This window comes from Bacillus sp. (in: firmicutes), assembly GCF_031983925.1.
In the GTDB taxonomy this organism is placed as follows: Bacteria; Bacillota; Bacilli; order Bacillales; family Bacillaceae_G; genus Bacillus_A; species Bacillus_A pacificus.
In genome coordinates, this window is sequence record NZ_DALYZR010000001.1 from 76130 (window position 1) to 92719 (window position 16590).

The 16590-nt window shown below is 34.1% G+C and carries 21 protein-coding genes, 1 pseudogene and 1 riboswitch; of the genes and pseudogenes, 17 read left to right on the forward strand and 5 right to left on the reverse strand.

Features of this window, described 5'->3' with window-relative positions; all coding sequences use genetic code 11:
- Positions 1–201: 201 nt before the first annotated feature.
- Together RTP99_RS00380 and cbpA are read left to right on the forward strand one after the other, a co-directional pair.
- A complete protein-coding gene (locus RTP99_RS00380; protein WP_000895997.1) occupies positions 202–831 on the forward strand; it encodes a class II aldolase/adducin family protein in 630 nt (209 codons plus the stop codon).
- 125 nt (positions 832–956) lie between these two features.
- Positions 957–1580, forward strand: a complete 624-nt coding sequence (cbpA, locus tag RTP99_RS00385; RefSeq protein ID WP_001264217.1) for a cyclic di-AMP binding protein CbpA — start codon at positions 957–959, stop codon at positions 1578–1580.
- Between the two features lie 67 nt (positions 1581–1647).
- Here cbpA and RTP99_RS00390 read toward each other — a convergent pair whose 3' ends face one another.
- Positions 1648–2418 (reverse strand): divergent polysaccharide deacetylase family protein, encoded by a 771-nt coding sequence (locus RTP99_RS00390; protein ID WP_001234123.1) that lies wholly within the window; start codon positions 2416–2418, stop codon positions 1648–1650.
- Between the two features lie 336 nt (positions 2419–2754).
- Here RTP99_RS00390 and RTP99_RS00395 point away from each other — a divergent pair, with 336 nt between their 5' ends.
- On the forward strand, positions 2755–3036 hold the full coding sequence (locus RTP99_RS00395) for an aspartyl-phosphate phosphatase Spo0E family protein (RefSeq protein ID WP_000495540.1): 282 nt from the start codon (positions 2755–2757) through the stop codon (positions 3034–3036).
- Between the two features lie 29 nt (positions 3037–3065).
- Here the strand turns inward: RTP99_RS00395 and RTP99_RS00400 are convergent, their stop codons facing one another.
- Positions 3066–4562, reverse strand: coding sequence for a DUF3149 domain-containing protein (locus tag RTP99_RS00400; RefSeq protein WP_000669142.1), 1497 nt, complete (start codon positions 4560–4562; stop codon positions 3066–3068).
- Between the two features lie 190 nt (positions 4563–4752).
- Here RTP99_RS00400 and RTP99_RS00405 point away from each other — a divergent pair, with 190 nt between their 5' ends.
- From RTP99_RS00405 to RTP99_RS00420, 4 genes are all read left to right on the forward strand, one after another.
- Complete coding sequence (locus RTP99_RS00405) at positions 4753–5199, forward strand: MarR family winged helix-turn-helix transcriptional regulator (RefSeq protein ID WP_000203340.1); 447 nt, start codon at positions 4753–4755, stop codon at positions 5197–5199.
- Between the two features lie 160 nt (positions 5200–5359).
- On the forward strand, positions 5360–7054 hold the full coding sequence (locus RTP99_RS00410) for a M3 family oligoendopeptidase (protein WP_000008561.1): 1695 nt from the start codon (positions 5360–5362) through the stop codon (positions 7052–7054).
- A 138-nt stretch (positions 7055–7192) separates the two neighbouring features.
- Complete coding sequence (locus RTP99_RS00415) at positions 7193–7726, forward strand: DinB family protein (protein WP_000941965.1); 534 nt, start codon at positions 7193–7195, stop codon at positions 7724–7726.
- A gap of 99 nt (positions 7727–7825) precedes the next feature.
- Positions 7826–7942: a DUF6254 family protein gene (locus tag RTP99_RS00420; protein ID WP_000038254.1), complete on the forward strand. Its 117-nt coding sequence runs from the start codon at positions 7826–7828 to the stop codon at positions 7940–7942.
- A gap of 11 nt (positions 7943–7953) precedes the next feature.
- Here the strand turns inward: RTP99_RS00420 and RTP99_RS00425 are convergent, their stop codons facing one another.
- Positions 7954–9162, reverse strand: a complete 1209-nt coding sequence (locus RTP99_RS00425) for an ATP-binding protein (RefSeq protein WP_011040141.1) — start codon at positions 9160–9162, stop codon at positions 7954–7956.
- A 207-nt stretch (positions 9163–9369) separates the two neighbouring features.
- A riboswitch (PreQ1 riboswitch) is annotated at positions 9370–9413 on the forward strand.
- Positions 9414–9506: 93 nt separating this feature from the next.
- Here RTP99_RS00425 and queC point away from each other — a divergent pair.
- From queC to queF, 4 genes are read left to right on the forward strand one after another with little or no spacing between them, the layout of a single operon-like run.
- Positions 9507–10169, forward strand: coding sequence for a 7-cyano-7-deazaguanine synthase QueC (queC, locus tag RTP99_RS00430; protein WP_000711596.1), 663 nt, complete (start codon positions 9507–9509; stop codon positions 10167–10169).
- Positions 10169–10660 carry a 6-carboxytetrahydropterin synthase QueD gene (gene queD / locus RTP99_RS00435; protein ID WP_000368418.1) on the forward strand — a complete coding sequence of 164 codons (492 nt, stop codon included), beginning with the start codon at positions 10169–10171 and terminating at the stop codon, positions 10658–10660. The genes queC and queD overlap by 1 nt, the downstream gene beginning before the upstream one ends.
- Positions 10653–11369: a 7-carboxy-7-deazaguanine synthase QueE gene (gene queE, locus RTP99_RS00440; RefSeq protein WP_000036279.1), complete on the forward strand. Its 717-nt coding sequence runs from the start codon at positions 10653–10655 to the stop codon at positions 11367–11369. The genes queD and queE overlap by 8 nt, the downstream gene beginning before the upstream one ends.
- Positions 11370–11387: 18 nt before the next feature.
- Complete coding sequence (gene queF / locus RTP99_RS00445; RefSeq protein ID WP_000918895.1) at positions 11388–11885, forward strand: preQ(1) synthase; 498 nt, start codon at positions 11388–11390, stop codon at positions 11883–11885.
- A 55-nt stretch (positions 11886–11940) separates the two neighbouring features.
- Here the strand turns inward: queF and RTP99_RS00450 are convergent, their stop codons facing one another.
- Positions 11941–12126, reverse strand: a complete 186-nt coding sequence (locus RTP99_RS00450) for a YkvS family protein (RefSeq protein ID WP_001165081.1) — start codon at positions 12124–12126, stop codon at positions 11941–11943.
- A gap of 234 nt (positions 12127–12360) precedes the next feature.
- Between RTP99_RS00450 and RTP99_RS00455 the strand changes: the two genes are divergently transcribed.
- Positions 12361–12543, forward strand: a complete 183-nt coding sequence (locus tag RTP99_RS00455; RefSeq protein WP_011040145.1) for a hypothetical protein — start codon at positions 12361–12363, stop codon at positions 12541–12543.
- Between the two features lie 88 nt (positions 12544–12631).
- On the forward strand, positions 12632–13234 hold the full coding sequence (locus RTP99_RS00460) for a histidine phosphatase family protein (protein ID WP_000703106.1): 603 nt from the start codon (positions 12632–12634) through the stop codon (positions 13232–13234).
- Between the two features lie 35 nt (positions 13235–13269).
- Here the strand turns inward: RTP99_RS00460 and RTP99_RS00465 are convergent, their stop codons facing one another.
- Positions 13270–13848 carry a GNAT family N-acetyltransferase gene (locus RTP99_RS00465; protein ID WP_000619537.1) on the reverse strand — a complete coding sequence of 193 codons (579 nt, stop codon included), beginning with the start codon at positions 13846–13848 and terminating at the stop codon, positions 13270–13272.
- Between the two features lie 245 nt (positions 13849–14093).
- On the opposite strand from RTP99_RS00465, the gene RTP99_RS00470 reads away from it, so the two are divergent.
- From RTP99_RS00470 to RTP99_RS00485, 4 genes and pseudogenes are all read left to right on the forward strand, one after another.
- Positions 14094–14288 (forward strand): hypothetical protein, encoded by a 195-nt coding sequence (locus RTP99_RS00470; RefSeq protein WP_000356683.1) that lies wholly within the window; start codon positions 14094–14096, stop codon positions 14286–14288.
- 25 nt (positions 14289–14313) lie between these two features.
- Complete coding sequence (locus RTP99_RS00475) at positions 14314–14631, forward strand: hypothetical protein (protein ID WP_000502201.1); 318 nt, start codon at positions 14314–14316, stop codon at positions 14629–14631.
- 476 nt (positions 14632–15107) lie between these two features.
- Positions 15108–15467, forward strand: a complete 360-nt coding sequence (nrdI, locus tag RTP99_RS00480; protein WP_000959450.1) for a class Ib ribonucleoside-diphosphate reductase assembly flavoprotein NrdI — start codon at positions 15108–15110, stop codon at positions 15465–15467.
- Positions 15454–16581 (forward strand): annotated as a pseudogene (locus tag RTP99_RS00485) (ribonucleotide reductase N-terminal alpha domain-containing protein); the annotation flags it as partial. The gene nrdI and the pseudogene RTP99_RS00485, both read left to right, overlap by 14 nt.
- Positions 16582–16590: the final 9 nt, after the last annotated feature.

The following is a 16590-nucleotide window of genomic DNA, read 5'->3' on the forward strand; positions in this document are numbered from 1 at the left end:
TTTATGTATAAAATGAAATAGTCAATATACAGGAGTATAGACATATGAATAGCCCTTTTTAAAGAAGAGACGTGAAACTATATTGACAAAAAGGCGTTCTCATGTGATAATTCAATTAAATTTTTAGAATAATCAAAAAAATACTCCTTTTACATAGAAAGGATTCGAACATTATATGAATATTACGCCGGGGGTGACGAAATGTTATTTTTTCTAAAGAAATGGAATGAATTAAAAGATGTGAAATCTGAACTAGCACTTCGTGATTGGTTTTATGGTACAAAAATTAGCTTATCACTTTGTACGTCAAAAGAGCCGTTAACTTTTTTAGTAAACGTTGAAGGAAGAGATAAAGGGTTATTTTCAGAAGAAGATTTTATTGTTGTAAACTGTATGTGTGAACCAGTATTTGAAAATGAAGAAAAACCAGCTGCGGAATCATTTATGCATGCAGATATTTATAAAAAAAGTAGTGCAGAATGTATTTTACAAGTACAGACTGTAGATAGTCATTTAATATCAGAGTTGTATGGAGAAAAAGGGGAAGTAACATTCGATAAACGTAGCGTGGAACGTGTTTTTGGAAAAGAAGGTATAACAGAAATGACAATTCCCATTGTAGAAGATGAGAAAAAATTCGCTGATTTATTAGAAAATAATGTGCCGAATTTTAGTGAAGGTGGAGGAGTAGTTCTCGTTCATAATTATGGCATGATTGTGTGGGGAAAAACTCCAGAATACGCGAAAAAATGGTTGGAGGGTATAGAATATTTAATGAACTACCATGTAAAATTGTTAATGATAAAAGGCGCAAAGAGTTCTGTTATATGAAATGTTTGTGATTTCGTTACAAATCCACAAATGAATGAAAGCGTTTTAAAAATAATTTTACTCATAAAATATAGGTCTCCTTATTATATATAGATTACATGTTGACATGTAAGGAGGAACATATTTTGCGAGTTAAATATCATTTTCTGCCAAAACAGCAAGTAACATTTTGCAAAATGAACGATTCAGGTAAGAAGGCTCTGCAAATTATGAATGAAACGGGATTTCGAGCAATCCCTGTATTAGCAGAAGATGAAAAGAAATTCATGGGGATTATTTATAAAGTGGATCTTTTAGAAAAGAAGTGTAATGGTGGATTAGAGGAATTAAGTACGGAACATATGCTAGAAGATTCCGCTGCATTTATTTTTGAAAAGGACTCTTTTTTCAGAGCATTTTATGTTATTCGTCGTTTGCCGTTTTTAGCGGTACTAAATGATTATAATGAATTTGTTGGCATCTTAACTCATTCCAATATATTTGATGTTATTGAGGATTCATTTGGTATGCGGACGGGTGGTTATATATTAACGATTGCAACACAAGATTGTAAGGGAACGATTAAAGAACTTGGGACATTGTTGAAAGCATTTCATATCGGTGGACTATTTACGCTAGATAACGGCGATCAATATATTCGCCGCGTTATTGTCAATATAACAGATGAGTTAAATGAAAAAAGATTAAAGCAATTAATCGAAAAAATAGAGAAAAAAGGATTCAGGGTGAGTCATGTAGATTATATTTAAGATGAAAAGGAAAGGGAGCAATTTGCTATATGCAGATTGCTCTCTTTTTTAGTTTGAGTCATGAATCTTATTTTGAAACAGGAGGCGGAGATAATGCTAAATCGGATAAAAAAATAAAATCTGCATGTTCACGAATTTTAGGAATAGAGGTTTCTATAACACGTGATGTAATTTCACCTGGAGGCCCAACATGTCCGATAGCTACCATAATCGGTTTTTCTTGAAGTTTTTTAATGAGTAATTGGGCTTGTTTTGAAATATGTGCCGCTGTGTACACGTCATCAAAAAATAATTGATTTTCAATAATTGGCACTCCTAATTCTTTCCCGATTTTTGGGACGACACTCTTAGGATTTGTTTTGCTATCTAAATAAAATAAACCGTGTTTTTTACAAGCTGCAAGTATAAGTCGTACAATTCTTTCGTCTGCAGTCACTTTTGATCCCATATGATTATTCATCCCAATTGCATGTGGCACTTCTTGAATCGCTTGTTCGAGTCGATTATTTATTTCTTCGTCGCTTAAATCAGTTGTAATTGCTTTTGGTCCAAGCCATTCTTTTTTACCTTTAATCGGTTCCATTGGCATATGTATAATAACTTCGTGTCCTTTCTTATGAGCCGCTATCGCATCTTCCTTTGTGGAAGGAAGAAAAGGCATAACAGCAACAGTTAGTGGAATAGGAAGTGATAACATTTTATCAGTTCCTTTCATATTATTGCCGAAGTCATCAATGACAATAGCTACTTTATTTGTATGAGCCTTGGCCTCAACAGGAAACAAGAAAGATGGTAAAAACATAGTCAAAATAAGCAATGCAATCGTATATTTGCGCATATAACTATTTCCTTTCTATATTATCAATCACCATTATGGTTTGCGTTTTTATATAAATTAAACAAAAAATGTCGAAGAAAAGTATATGGAAAATAGGGAATCCGCTATTTAATTGGTGTTTGTAAAAAAAGAAGATGAAAAAATTGTCTATTATTGCGAATGTATTTACAAAGATAGAATAATTTGTAATAATTCTCAAAGTGAGGGTAAAGATTTGTAAATTACAGGGAGAAAATGTTGAATTTTCTGATTCTTCAAATTCAAATATGATAAGCAGTTAAAAGTTCAATGGAGAAGTGAAGTAGAGAGCATGGAAGTATAATAAGGGGGATATGAATGTTTACTGTAAAAAGGAAGTACACATTAGAAAAGCTTTCACGTGATATTCATATGAAACGTGAAGAGATGATTCAATTAGGTTTAACGAGTGGGTTAAATAGTACGGAGACGATTCAAGTGAGTCAAGAATTGGACAAGCTTATTTTACAGTACCAGTGTTATAAAGAAAAACAAACACCAAAATGGTTATCAATTATAAAGGTACCTATTTTTCAAATTGGGTATGAAGGGAAATCAAGTAATTTTTGGCGAATGCTTGTGGCTGGTTTTATGAAATAAGTATAATTACCCTTTAGGGATAAGGATAATTATACTATGTGTAACGGAATTTCGATATGAACTGTCGTTCCTTCGTTTTCTATACTGTTAATAAAAATATGCCCGTTGTACATCTCTATAATTCGTTTACATATGACAAGTCCAAGACCTGTTCCAGTATCTTTATTAGTAAAGAACGGATGAAAGAGGTGTTTTTGAATATGTTTTGGAATCCCTTTTCCAGTATCTATAATTTGCAATTGTGCGTGTGTTTCATTGTTTGTTACGAAAATAGTTAGTGTATCGCCAGAAGTCATAGCTTCAATTGCATTTTTTATAATGTTTAAAACCACTTGTTTCATATGGTCTTTTGAGCACCGGATATGAACAGGACGGTCTGGCAAATGTAAATGGAATACAATATTATGTAGATTCGCCTCAGATTGAATAATTAATGCTACCTCATTTAGAATGGTTCTCACATCATATGTTTGTTCGATGATTGCAGTTGGCTTTCCAAGAATAAGAAATTCACTTACAATTTCATTAATTCGTTCTATTTCTTGTTCGATGATGGAAAAATAGAACTGATCTTGTTCATCTTTATATTTCTCTTTTAATAGAGCGACGAGCCCTTTAATTCCGGTAAGTGGATTACGGATTTCGTGGGCTGTACTAGCTGCAAAAGTTCCAACTAATTCAATTTTTTGTAGTTCATTTTGTTGTCTTTCCAGTTTTGTTTGTCGTTTTAACAACATATATTGAGCGAGTAAAAATAAAATTGACATTAAAAATAAAGTAGCTATACATTCTATGGCAACCCACTGGTTTAAAGTTTTTTGATGAATAGGTAACGGAGAAACAGAGACCTTCCAATCTAATCTTTGGAGTGGAGTAGTAAGCATATTAGAATGAGCATCACTTGTTTCGTTATTATCATCGTTTAGAAAAACTACATTATACTTATCAGTTACTTCAAAATGGTATTGTGGCTTAATGGCATTTAAAGATGATGAAATGTAGTCAAAGCGTAAACTTGCTAACAATAAGCCTGAGAGCTCCTTCTGTTTATTGAAAATGGGGGAAGCAATCATAATAGCTTGATGGCCAAGAACACGATCTGTAATGACGGATGATACAGTTGTTTTCTTAGTTTGTAATGCGTTTTGAATATATTTACGATCTGAGACATCAACAGGTGGTCGGTCACCTTCCGATGCGATTGTAATGATACCTTCTGGTGTAGCGTAATATAGACCAGAAAAATGTGCATCGTTTCCATCCGTATCATGTACAATTTCTTTCATTCCATTAATATTTCCAGTCTCGGTTCCTACGACCTTTGCGAGCATTTCTAGGGCAGAAATTGCTTCGCCAAGGTGGTGATCTAAATAGTCTCTATATAAAAAGAGAACCGTATGGGCAACTTGTTTATTTTCTTGTTTCATTTTATACGAATGATATGAATAAAATGTAGCACCAATCCCTATTGTTGGTAGGATAACAAGCAATATATATATAACTATGCTGTGGAATTTGAATTTCAAATTTGGTACTCCTTCTTTTTTATTATCATTATATATAAACTATGTTAAAATTGTCATGTTTTTATTCAAGAATCATTCATAATATATTTGGGGAGAGGTAATGAATGAGTGAATACTCATTCGGAATTTATATGAAGTACTATTTTGTTCTTTTTATTACTGAGAATTTAAGTGAAGGGTTGAAAGTTGTATGACATCAAATAATGAACGAGAAGATATTTCTCAATCTTTAAAAGTATTTATTGCATTATCTCGTGTACATCGTTCTGTTATGGATACTACAAATAAGTCTATACAAAGTAACGGTTTAAATCCAACTGAGTTTGCTGTATTAGAACTGCTATATCATAAAGGCGGTCAACCACTTCAGCAAATTGGTGAGCGTATTTTAATAGCTAGTGGCAGCATTACATATGTTGTAGATAAGTTAGAGAAAAAGGGACTAGTAAAAAGAATTCCGTGCCCGAATGACAGACGTGTTATTTATGCACAATTAACTGAATCTGGAGAGAACTTTATTGCTTCTATTTTTCCAGGGCATGAGCAAGTTATTCATCAGTCTTTTGAAATGTTAACGAAAGAGGAAAAGGACGAATTACTTGATCTATTAAAAAAGATTGGAAAGTATGAAAAGTAATAATATGTTCCAAAGGAGCTTTGGATAAAGAAATCCAAAGCTTTTTTGTTTACATGTAATGATGGCAGTATATGCCATATTTTGTTGAAGAATAAGAGGAGATTTGGAAGTAAGCATTGAATTATAGTAAGGATGCATATAATGGAGAGGAGGCTCGTTCATGTCATTTAAAGACTATGAATATAAAAGGCCAAATATTGAAGAATTAAAAGAGAAGTTTACAGCTGCTTTAGAGAAGTTTGATAACGCAAAAACTGTAGAGGAACAAAAACAAGTCATTCATTCAATTAACGAAATTCGTAACGATTTTGGTACAATGGGGAATCTTTGTTACATTCGTCATTCTGTTGATACAACAGATGCTTTTTATAAGGAAGAGCAAGATTTCTTTGATGAATTCTCTCCAGTTGTACAAGGATATGGTACAAAGTATTATAATGCGTTAATTCATTCTCCATTCCGTGAAGAATTAGAAGCGTATTATGGGAAGCAATTATTTGCTCTTGCGGAGTGTGATTTAAAAACATATTCTGATGAAGTCGTGAAGGATTTACAATTAGAGAATAAATTGTCTTCACAATATACACAGTTATTAGCATCTGCAAAAATTGATTTTGCAGGAGAAGAAAGAACGTTATCACAGCTTATTCCATTTATGCAAGGGAAAGAGAGAAGTGAACGTAAAGCAGCAAGTGAGGCGTATTACGGATTTTTAGCTGAGAATGAAGAAGAGTTAGATCGTATTTATGACGAGCTTGTTAAAGTGAGAACGAAAATCGCCAAATCTTTAGGTTTCAAAAACTTTGTTGAACTTGGATATGCAAGAATGTACCGTACAGATTATAATGCGGAAATGGTAGCGAATTATCGTCAGCAAGTGCTAGATTATATCGTTCCCGTTACAACGGAATTAAGAAAACGTCAACAAGCGCGTATCGGTGTAGAGAAGTTAGCGTACTACGACGAAAACTTTGAATTTCCAACAGGTAACCCAACTCCAAAAGGAGATGCGGATTGGATTGTTAATCATGGAAAAACGATGTATAAAGAGTTATCGGCTGAAACAGATGAATTTTTCAATTTCATGTTAGATAATGATTTATTAGATTTAGTTGCGAAAAAAGGAAAAGCTGGCGGTGGATATTGTACATATATTGAGAATTATAAAGCGCCGTTTATCTTCTCGAATTTTAACGGAACGTCTGGTGATATTGACGTATTAACACATGAAGCAGGCCATGCTTTTCAAGTATATGAAAGTCGTAAATTTGAAATTCCAGAATATAATTGGCCAACATATGAAGCGTGTGAAATTCACTCTATGAGTATGGAATTCTTCACATGGCCATGGATGAAGTTATTCTTTGAAGAAGATGCAGATAAATATTATTTCTCTCACTTAAGTTCAGCACTTCTGTTTTTACCGTATGGTGTATCTGTTGATGAATATCAACATTATGTATATGAAAATCCTGAAGCATCACCAGAAGAGCGCAAGACAGCATGGCGTAATATAGAGAAAAAGTATTTACCGCATCGTGATTATGAAGATAATGATTATTTAGAGCGCGGTGGATTCTGGCAACGTCAAGGGCATATTTATAGCTCCCCGTTCTACTATATTGACTACACGTTAGCACAAATTTGCGCACTGCAATTTTGGAAACGTGCAAGAGATAATAGACAAGAGGCGTGGGAAGATTATGTGAATCTGTGCCAACAAGGTGGAAGTAAATCATTCTTGGAACTAGTAGAAGTTGCAAATTTAACATCACCATTTGCTGAAGGCTGTGTGAAAAGTGTTATTACAGAAATTGAAGCATGGCTACAAGCAATTGACGACACAAAATTGTAAAAAACATGCTCTTTTTTTCACATGTTTAACATCGACATAATGAGAAAATGATGAGATAATAAAAGAAAATTCAGAATACTAAAGAGGTGTTTCTAATAAGGAGCGCCTCTTTTCACCAACAAAAGGGGGGAAAGAAGTATGCTTCAATCTAATATGGATGTGAGTTTAGAAAGTTTGGTGAACTCATTACAGTCTACCCGAAGCACGCTATTGTCAGAAATTGAAATGTTAAATGATACAGAAGTGAATGTAAAGCCACGTCGTGATAAATGGAGTATTATTCAAATTTTGCATCACTTGCATTTAGTTGAACAATCTGTCACGTCTGCCCTTGCATATGCTTTACAAAAAAATGAAAGAAACACGACTCCATTTAAAGACCTCCAACTTACGCTGGATCGCACACATAAACGAGAAGCTCCTCAGCAAATGAAACCAACAGAAACGCTAATGAAAAAACAGCAAGGAATTCAATTACTAGAACATTCACGACAAGAACTATTACACACGCTTCATAGTGTTTTAGATGAAAAAGATCTATTTGAAAATGGATTAAAGCATCCTGTTTTTAATGATTTGAATTTGTATCAGTGGGTTCAATTTCTTGATTTGCATGAACAAAGACATCTTACGCAGTTAAAAGAGGCGAAACACGCAATTTTACAGCGATAATTAGAAGGAAGTGGGAGACCACTTCTTTTTCGTATGTGCATAGTTTTTCTTCTTATTTTGGAATACTACAGAGAGAAAGATAAGAAGGAGTTGAAAAGTATGTCCAAGAAAAAGAAAGAAGAAGAGCGCGCATGGAAAGCACGTAAAGAAAATCAAAAACCACATGGCAAAGTGAAAGCTTTTGCTGAATTAGTTGAAGGAACAGAAAAAACGTGATGAGTATTTCATCACGTTTTTTGTATGAGTGGAAAAGTTAATAAGAAAGTTGTACCTGTACCTTTTTCACTTATAATATCAATTTTTCCGTTCATAGCTTGCACAACACTGAATACGACCATCATTCCAAGACCAGTGCCTTTTTCTTTTGTTGAGTAGAAAGGGGATCCAAGGCGTTTTACTTGTTCTTGATCCATACCAATTCCTGTATCTTTTATATACAATTGTATATGTTTATGTTCTGGAACTAAAGTAAGTACGAGATCACCGCCTGTAGGCATAGCCTCAATACAGTTTTTGAAAATATTTAATAAACATTGGTTCAGTTTTTGTTTTTCACCAGCAATAAAGAAAGATGTACTTTGTTTGATGTAGTGGATACGAACATTTGTTAAATTAGCAAGAGGTGTGATTAAAGATAAGGCATGCAATAATTCTTCCTCTATTTGTAATTGTTGTTCTTTTTCAATACTTGGTTTCGCAAAAGTTAAGTAGTCTGTAAGAACATGATTTGCTTGTTCGATTCCGTTGATGGCTATGTCGATATATAATTTTCGCTCTTGCTCAGTGCATGTATCTGACTGCAAAAGTTGTAAAAATCCTTTTGTTGAAGTTAATGGATTGCGAATCTCATGAGAGATAGACGCTGCCATTTCGCCGATTAAATGGAATTTTTCAGCATTCATAAGTTCGTTTTGAAGACGAACTTGCATTTGTAGTATATGTAGCAAATATAAGATAAGAATTGTTCCAATTATTGTACATATTTCGTACACGATAATATGTGGTATGTAATCTGCGCTATTTGTAACCTCTGAAAGGAAAGATGGTATCCAGCCCAAGCCAAATATGAGACTGTAAAAGATAGCGAGTGCTATTTTTATACGATTAGAACTGCGGTTAAATAGTTTGTATGTTAACAGTAGAACGATAAACAGTAGAACCGAGGCGATAAGGGATGGAAAGACACCAATTCCGCCTAATAAAAAGCGATATATGTTTAATACAGCTAAGATGGAAGCACCGGCAATAGGACCTCCTGTTAATGTACCGACAATTAATACGATATGACGCATATCAAATTGAAATCCATAATTTGTTTTTGCTCCGAAAGTAATACATAGTATGGTAGCGAGGCAACATAATGTAATAAATATAGTTGAATTTAATTTAGGAGAACGTTTCCCTTTTTGATTCCAAAATAAATGGTATACGAGCATTGTAACAAGGATGAATAATATATTTAAAAAGAGATAAATAATAAAGGGTTTCAGTGGGATGCCTCCTCTCTTCTCACATTAGATTAATCATACTATAAAATGCAAGAAATGAAATGCGAAATAGCGGAAAAATCAGAAATTTTTTCTGGTAGTATACAATATGTTACAATAAGCTTTGTCAATGAAAGAAGGAATTCCGTGTAATGCACGGGAGAGGTTCGCGAACTCCCTCTATAAAAAACTATGGAAACAACAATATCATTAGGTATTGTTTTGTTTTTTTATTGTGACAGTTCAAGAACGTTCTTTCTTCTTATTCGTAGTAGAGAAGGAGAATGAGTGAAATGAAAAAAGAAAAGGCAGTTGTTGTTTTTAGTGGAGGACAAGATAGTACGACATGTTTATTTTGGGCAATAGAGCAGTTTGCAGAAGTAGAGGCTGTAACGTTTAATTACAATCAACGTCATAAGCTAGAAATCGATTGTGCAGCGGAAATTGCAAAAGAGCTAGGAATTAAACATACGGTACTAGATATGAGTCTATTAAATCAACTTGCTCCAAACGCGTTAACGAGAACGGATATGGAGATTACACATGAAGAAGGGGAATTACCATCGACGTTTGTAGATGGACGAAATTTACTATTCTTATCATTTGCTGCTGTATTAGCAAAACAAGTTGGAGCACGTCATATTGTAACGGGTGTATGTGAAACTGATTTTAGTGGTTATCCAGATTGCCGTGACGTGTTTGTGAAATCGTTAAACGTTACTTTAAATTTATCCATGGATTATCCGTTTGTGATTCATACACCACTTATGTGGATTGATAAAGCGGAAACATGGAAATTATCAGATGAACTTGGAGCATTCGAGTTTGTTCGAGAAAAAACATTAACATGTTATAACGGAATCATTGGTGATGGTTGCGGTGAATGTCCAGCATGTCAACTTCGTAAAGCAGGATTAGATACGTACCTACAAGAACGCGAAGGGGCGAGTAACTAATGGATAATTTCTTTGGATTTCGCATTGTAGAAAGTTTGCAAAAAATGGACAAGGATATTCAGCGTAAACAGCTTAAATATCATAATAAAAGAGTAATGGTCAGCAAGGAATTTACATTTGATGCAGCACACCATTTACACTGTTATGAAGGGAAATGTAAAAACTTACATGGTCACACATATAAAGTTGTATTTGGGATTAGTGGATATGTAAATGAAATCGGTCTTGCAATTGACTTTGGAGATATAAAAGAAATTTGGAAGAATGAAATAGAAATTTATTTAGACCATCGTTATTTAAACGAAACGTTACCAGCGATGAATACAACTGCTGAAAATATGGTCGTTTGGATTTATGAAAAGATGGCAGAAGCGTTAACAAAAGATAATCGTGCGAACGAATATAAAGGAGCTCGTGTTGAATTTGTTCGGCTGTTTGAGACTCCAACTAGTTATGCGGAAGTAAGACGGGAGTGGATGCTAGATGAGTAAAATCCCTGTCTTAGAAATATTTGGTCCGACTATTCAAGGTGAAGGAATGGTTGTAGGACAAAAGACGATGTTTATCCGTACAGCTGGCTGTGATTATAGCTGTGCTTGGTGTGATTCAGCTTTTACGTGGGATGGATCTGCTAAAGATCAAATTAGACAGATGACAGCGGAAGACGTTTGGAATGAGCTTGTAGAAATTGGCGGCGAAAATTTTTCTCATGTTACGATTTCAGGTGGAAATCCGGCATTGCTGAAAAATATTGAGTTTCTTCTTTCTATATTAAAAGAGAATGGAATGCGAACAGCAATCGAAACGCAAGGGAGTAAATGGCAAGATTGGTTACTTCAAATTGATGAGATAACGATTTCTCCAAAACCACCAAGTTCGACAATGAAAACTGATTTTCAGAAGTTAGATGCTATGATTCAGAAACTAGCAGGAAAAGATATTAGTTTAAAGGTAGTAGTATTTGACGATTATGATTTCGAGTATGCAGTTAAGATGCACGAACGTTATCCACATGTACCATTTTTCTTACAAGTAGGAAATGATGATACAAAAACTGTGGATGATGCGATGTTGATTAAAAAGCTATTAGATAAGTATGAGTGGTTAATTGAAAAAGCAGTTAATCGTAAAGAAATGAATAATGCAAAAGTATTGCCGCAGCTTCATGCGTTAGTATGGGGAAATAAACGCGGAGTATAATGAGAAGGGATGTTTAAAATGGCAGGAAGATTAGATGAAGATTTAAAAGATGTAACATTGTTAGGAAATCAAAATACAAAATATTTATTTGAATATAGCCCAGAAATTTTAGAGGTATTTGATAATAATCATCCAAACCGTGATTACTTTGTTAAATTCAATTGCCCTGAATTTACAAGCTTATGTCCGAAAACAGGCCAACCGGATTTTGCAACAATTTATATTAGCTACATTCCAGAACAAAGAATGGTAGAGAGTAAATCTTTAAAACTATATTTATTTAGTTTCCGCAATCATGGTGACTTCCACGAAGATTGTATGAACGTTATTATGAATGACTTAATTAAATTAATGGATCCACGTTACATCGAGGTATGGGGTAAATTCACACCACGTGGAGGGATTTCCATTGATCCTTACTGCAACTACGGTCGCCCAGGAACGAAGTATGAACAAATGGCTGACTACCGCATGATGAACCATGATTTATATCCAGAAACAATTGATAATCGTTAATATATAATAGAAAGAAAGGATCTGTATAACATACAGATCCTTTCTTTCTATTATATTATGCATTTTGATTAATGACAGTATAGTTTTTATGACTAACAACTGTAAGAGGTTCCATATCTAGTTCTCTAAAATTCTCCATAATTGTTATATCTACAATAACGGAGTTTTGATTTACTTTTTGAACACGGCCTTGCATTCCACCTTTAAATTCAATGATATCTCCAGTTTCTGCGATCTGCATAAGCAACTCTCCTTGTTACAGTTTTCCCAAAAAAGAATAATTTTGGTTTTTTTATTTCTTCCTATTTTGAACCATATTGTCCATTTTGTAAATGTTTCCAAAGTAAAAATTCGAAAAACATTCACTTTTTGTAAGAAAATATGCAAGAATGTCATGTTATTAGAAAAAAAGAAGGGTTTAAATGCAGACATCTTTATATAGGGGTATAATAAAAATATACAATAACCTACTAAAGTGGGAGAAATTAGAGGCGGTAAAATGATGTTTGAATTTGTGGGGAGTGTTATAGCATTAATTTTATTTGTATTTTCTTATATACATTTAAAAAAGATCCGTCATCATGAAACGAATACATATTTTGATGGGATGGATGGGATACATGCTGGGGTCACAAATGAGAGTGGCGTGGATATGTAAAGGTGTATAACTTTCTTTTTTTGCGTGGTATGATATGTAAAAATAGTACATAATAGAGTTCGTAAGTGATGAATGGAGAGTGGAAAGAATGAAGATTTCTTTTATTCGTCATGGTCGCTTAGACCGTACTATAGAACCAATGACGGTTACATTCTTTCGTGAATGGATGAAAGGATATGACTTACATACTATAACAGAAAAAGCACCTATACCAACGGAAACAAGGGAAGCGGTTGAAGCGGCAAAATTGATTGTAACGAGTGATCAAAGGTGTGCTGTACAGTCAGCAGCTGAATTAACGGATTCTTTATCTTTTATGCAAAATACTCTATTTAGGGAAGCAGAAGTTCCGACGAGTTTTTATGCTCCAAAATGGTTGAAGTGTAAACCTAACGTATGGATGTTTATCGGACGAACAGTATGGATACTTGGTTACCATAAAGGTGTGGAGTCTTATAAGGAAGTAAGAGAGAGGGCAAGACAAGCGGCTTGCTTATTACATCGTTACGCTCTCGTACATGGAAGTATTGCTCTTGTAGGTCATAATTATGTGAATGTAATGATTGGTGCCGAACTGAGAGCGATGGGATGGTCTGGTTCTCCTATTTTGCACAGAGAGCCATGGGGATGTACAACATATACGTTTCATGAGGCGATGAATGGAAATATATTGAATACGAATTTAACATAAAAGCACACGGTTTATATAAATCGTGTGCTTTCTTTTTAAGATATAGAAATTTTGATGTTTAATGGTTTTACGAGATGTGCATAAGGTTCGCCTACAAGCATGACGATTTGATCTTTTTTATAACCTAGTTTTTCGTATAGTGAATAGGCGCGTTTGTTTTCTAAATTAACAAGTAATGCGATTTTTTCATACTCCTTTTCAGTTGCATGTATTTCAGCAGCTTCAATTAATTTAGAACCAATTCCTTTTCCGCCATATGCACTTGAAACGGATAAAGTATCAATGTAATATTCATCAAGCTCGGCTTCTTTTTCTAACGTAATCGATTCATCTTTATGTAATTCTCTTAAGTGACGTACAATTGGTGCATCAAGCTTTGTTGCTTCACTACCGTGATAAGCGACAATAACTCCAACTGCACCCCCGTCTTGCTCATATACAAAACAGTTTTCATAGCTCAGTCGATTTCTCTCTTTTGAGAACCATGTTTCAAGTCCTAGTAATACTTCTGTCTCAACTGTGCTACCTGTGATTTTTTCAGCAATTTCGTGCAGAGCGTTATACAATAAAGGTGCTACCAGTTTCGCATCTGTCTTTTTTGCTTTCCGAATCATAGTATCCCTCCTAGTTCTATTTATATATTGTAGCATAGTGGTATGGAACTTTGCATAATTGAATGATGAAATGATTGATATAGAGAAGTAGCTATGTTAGTATATGATATTTAGTGGACATCTACTAACGATATCTTTTTTGAAAAATAATGAAAATGAAATGAAGGTATAGCATCTGGATAATTTTACAGTTGTTGACCTATAGAATATAAGATAAAATAAAATATTGCATAGAGGTGAAATACATGGATAAAGAATTAGCAAATACAATTTTGGATCAGCTGAAAAATGGTGAAATAAAGGAGTATGTTGTTACGAAAGATGTATTTTATACGTTCAGAGAAGTTTTAGTAAATCGAGAAGACTTTAAACATTTCATTGGTAACGCACAGCGCGGCGGACAGGTCATTTATACATATTCAGAAACGCCACGTTCGTAACTAAAAGAATATAGGGAGGAGACTTATGGGCGATTTTAAACAAGGCATATTACCGCATTGGGATTATATGTGGAAAGATAGAGCCGGAAATCGATTTATGGGGATGGTCATGTATCCAGAGAAACGAAAGTGTTCGGCCAAAATGCTTCAGAAAATAAAAAGAGCATATGAAGAGGCTGTAGAAATTAAAGTAACTGTACAAGTTCAACATACATATCAGTACGTTGAAGGAATGATTGTGTACTTTGATGAAGAAGCTCCTGTATGTACAATGATTGATAAAGATGAAAATCCACATCATATATTTGTAAAAGATATTTTGCGTATTGAGCACTCTGAATAATCTTTTCATAAATAAGTTGAATTTCCATAATGATAATCTTTTTCTATAATAGTTATCTTTTAGTATGTAACGCGAACTGAAAGTATATGTATAATATTGAATAAAGCAAAGTTGATAAATGTAATCGTTTTTTAGAACAGATTATCGTTTCATGTCTGTTCTTTTTTGCGTGATGCTGGAGAAATATATTCCTCCAGCATTTGCCGTTTTATGACAAAATATATTGTTAACTTTTTTAAAAATAAGGTTAAATTCGTTGACAACTTTTTTGAAAAGCACTTTATTGACATGAGTTTTAGAATGTTGTTTCATAGTCATTGTATTGAAAAAAATCGACGGTCTTGTCGAAAAGTAAAAGTTAAAAAAAGAAAGAATTTATACATATATCTTGTGTCTTATTTTGAAACGTAATACAATATATAGAGAAATCGAGAAACAACATACAGAGAGTATAGATTGAAAAGGGAGGGTCGGAAATGTTAGTTGCATATGATTCTATGACAGGAAACGTGAAGCGTTTCATCCACAAATTAAATATGCCGGCCGTTCAAATTGGTGAAGATCTAGTAATAGATGAAGACTTTATTTTAATTACGTATACAACAGGTTTTGGCAATGTACCAGAACGTGTTTTAGAATTTTTAGAGCGCAATAATGAAAAATTAAAAGGCGTATCTGCAAGCGGCAATCGTAACTGGGGAGACATGTTCGGTGCAAGTGCTGACAAAATTTCTGCTAAATATGAAGTGCCTATTGTATCAAAATTTGAGTTATCAGGAACAAATAACGATGTAGAATATTTTAAGGAAAGGGTGCGGGAGATTGCGACACATTGAACTGAATAATGAAATCACGCAAATGCAGGACGGTTTTTATCAGCTTCATAAAGATAAAGAGGCATTAGAAGTCTTTATGGAAGAAGCTAGAGAGAATACCGTTCATTTTAATAGCGTGGCAGAGCGAATGGAGTATATGAAAGAACATGATTACTATTACAACGTTCTGGACGAGTATAACTTGGAGGAAGTAGAAGAGGTATATAACATCGCTTATGGTGGAAACTTCGAGTTCCAATCTTATATGGCAGCATCTAAGTTCTACAAAGATTATGCGTTAAAAACAAATGATCAAAAACAATACTTAGAAAGCTATGAAGATCGTGTAGCAATTGTGTCATTATACTTAGGACGCGGTGATGTTGCGAAGGCAAAACAATTCGCAAGCATGATTGTCAAACAAAACTACCAACCAGCGACACCAACCTTTTTAAATGCGGGAAGAAGCAGAAGAGGAGAAATGGTGTCTTGTTTCTTGTTAGAGATGGATGATAGCTTAAATTCAATCGGCTTTAACATTAATACTGCAATGCAATTATCAAAAATCGGCGGTGGAGTAGCTTTAAACTTATCTAAGCTACGCGCACGCGGTGAGCAAATTAAAGGTATCGACAACGCTGCAAGTGGTGTAGTACCTGTTATGAAGTTACTTGAAGATTCGTTTTCATATGCGAATCAGCTTGGCCAACGAAAAGGTGCCGGAGCTGTATATTTAAACATTTTCCATTGGGATATTATTGAATTCCTTGATACCAAAAAAATAAATGCCGATGAGAAGAGCCGTATTCAGTCTCTATCAATCGGAATTATCGTTCCAAGTAAGTTCTTTGAGCTTGCTGAGAAAAACGAACCTTTCCATGTTTTCGCGCCGTATACGGTGTATAAAGAATATGGAAAGCATTTAGATGACATTGATATTGATGAAATGTACGATGAATTAATGAGCAATCCGAAAGTGAAGAAGAAGCCGCTAGATATTAGTGCACGTGATATGCTTATTAAAATTGCTATGATTCAGCTTGAGTCTGGTTATCCGTACTTAATGTTTAAATCAAATGCAAATAATCAACATCCATTGAAGGATATTGGAACTGTGAAGATGTCGAACTTGTGTTAAATATGT

Coding starts and splice junctions, on each gene's coding strand:
- queC (WP_000711596.1), top strand. CDS start 9,507: ATGAAAAAAGAAAAGGCAGTTGTTGTTTTTAGTGGAGGACAAGATAGT.
- RTP99_RS00380 (WP_000895997.1), top strand. CDS start 202: ATGTTATTTTTTCTAAAGAAATGGAATGAATTAAAAGATGTGAAATCT.
- nrdI (WP_000959450.1), top strand. CDS start 15,108: ATGTTAGTTGCATATGATTCTATGACAGGAAACGTGAAGCGTTTCATC.
- RTP99_RS00425 (WP_011040141.1), bottom strand. CDS start 9,162: ATGCTCGTATACCATTTATTTTGGAATCAAAAAGGGAAACGTTCTCCT.
- RTP99_RS00415 (WP_000941965.1), top strand. CDS start 7,193: ATGCTTCAATCTAATATGGATGTGAGTTTAGAAAGTTTGGTGAACTCA.
- queE (WP_000036279.1), top strand. CDS start 10,653: ATGAGTAAAATCCCTGTCTTAGAAATATTTGGTCCGACTATTCAAGGT.
- queF (WP_000918895.1), top strand. CDS start 11,388: ATGGCAGGAAGATTAGATGAAGATTTAAAAGATGTAACATTGTTAGGA.
- RTP99_RS00465 (WP_000619537.1), bottom strand. CDS start 13,848: ATGATTCGGAAAGCAAAAAAGACAGATGCGAAACTGGTAGCACCTTTA.
- queD (WP_000368418.1), top strand. CDS start 10,169: ATGGATAATTTCTTTGGATTTCGCATTGTAGAAAGTTTGCAAAAAATG.
- RTP99_RS00420 (WP_000038254.1), top strand. CDS start 7,826: ATGTCCAAGAAAAAGAAAGAAGAAGAGCGCGCATGGAAAGCACGTAAA.
- RTP99_RS00470 (WP_000356683.1), top strand. CDS start 14,094: ATGGATAAAGAATTAGCAAATACAATTTTGGATCAGCTGAAAAATGGT.
- RTP99_RS00475 (WP_000502201.1), top strand. CDS start 14,314: ATGGGCGATTTTAAACAAGGCATATTACCGCATTGGGATTATATGTGG.
- RTP99_RS00410 (WP_000008561.1), top strand. CDS start 5,360: ATGTCATTTAAAGACTATGAATATAAAAGGCCAAATATTGAAGAATTA.
- RTP99_RS00460 (WP_000703106.1), top strand. CDS start 12,632: ATGAAGATTTCTTTTATTCGTCATGGTCGCTTAGACCGTACTATAGAA.
- RTP99_RS00450 (WP_001165081.1), bottom strand. CDS start 12,126: ATGCAGATCGCAGAAACTGGAGATATCATTGAATTTAAAGGTGGAATG.
- RTP99_RS00390 (WP_001234123.1), bottom strand. CDS start 2,418: ATGCGCAAATATACGATTGCATTGCTTATTTTGACTATGTTTTTACCA.
- RTP99_RS00405 (WP_000203340.1), top strand. CDS start 4,753: ATGACATCAAATAATGAACGAGAAGATATTTCTCAATCTTTAAAAGTA.
- RTP99_RS00395 (WP_000495540.1), top strand. CDS start 2,755: ATGTTTACTGTAAAAAGGAAGTACACATTAGAAAAGCTTTCACGTGAT.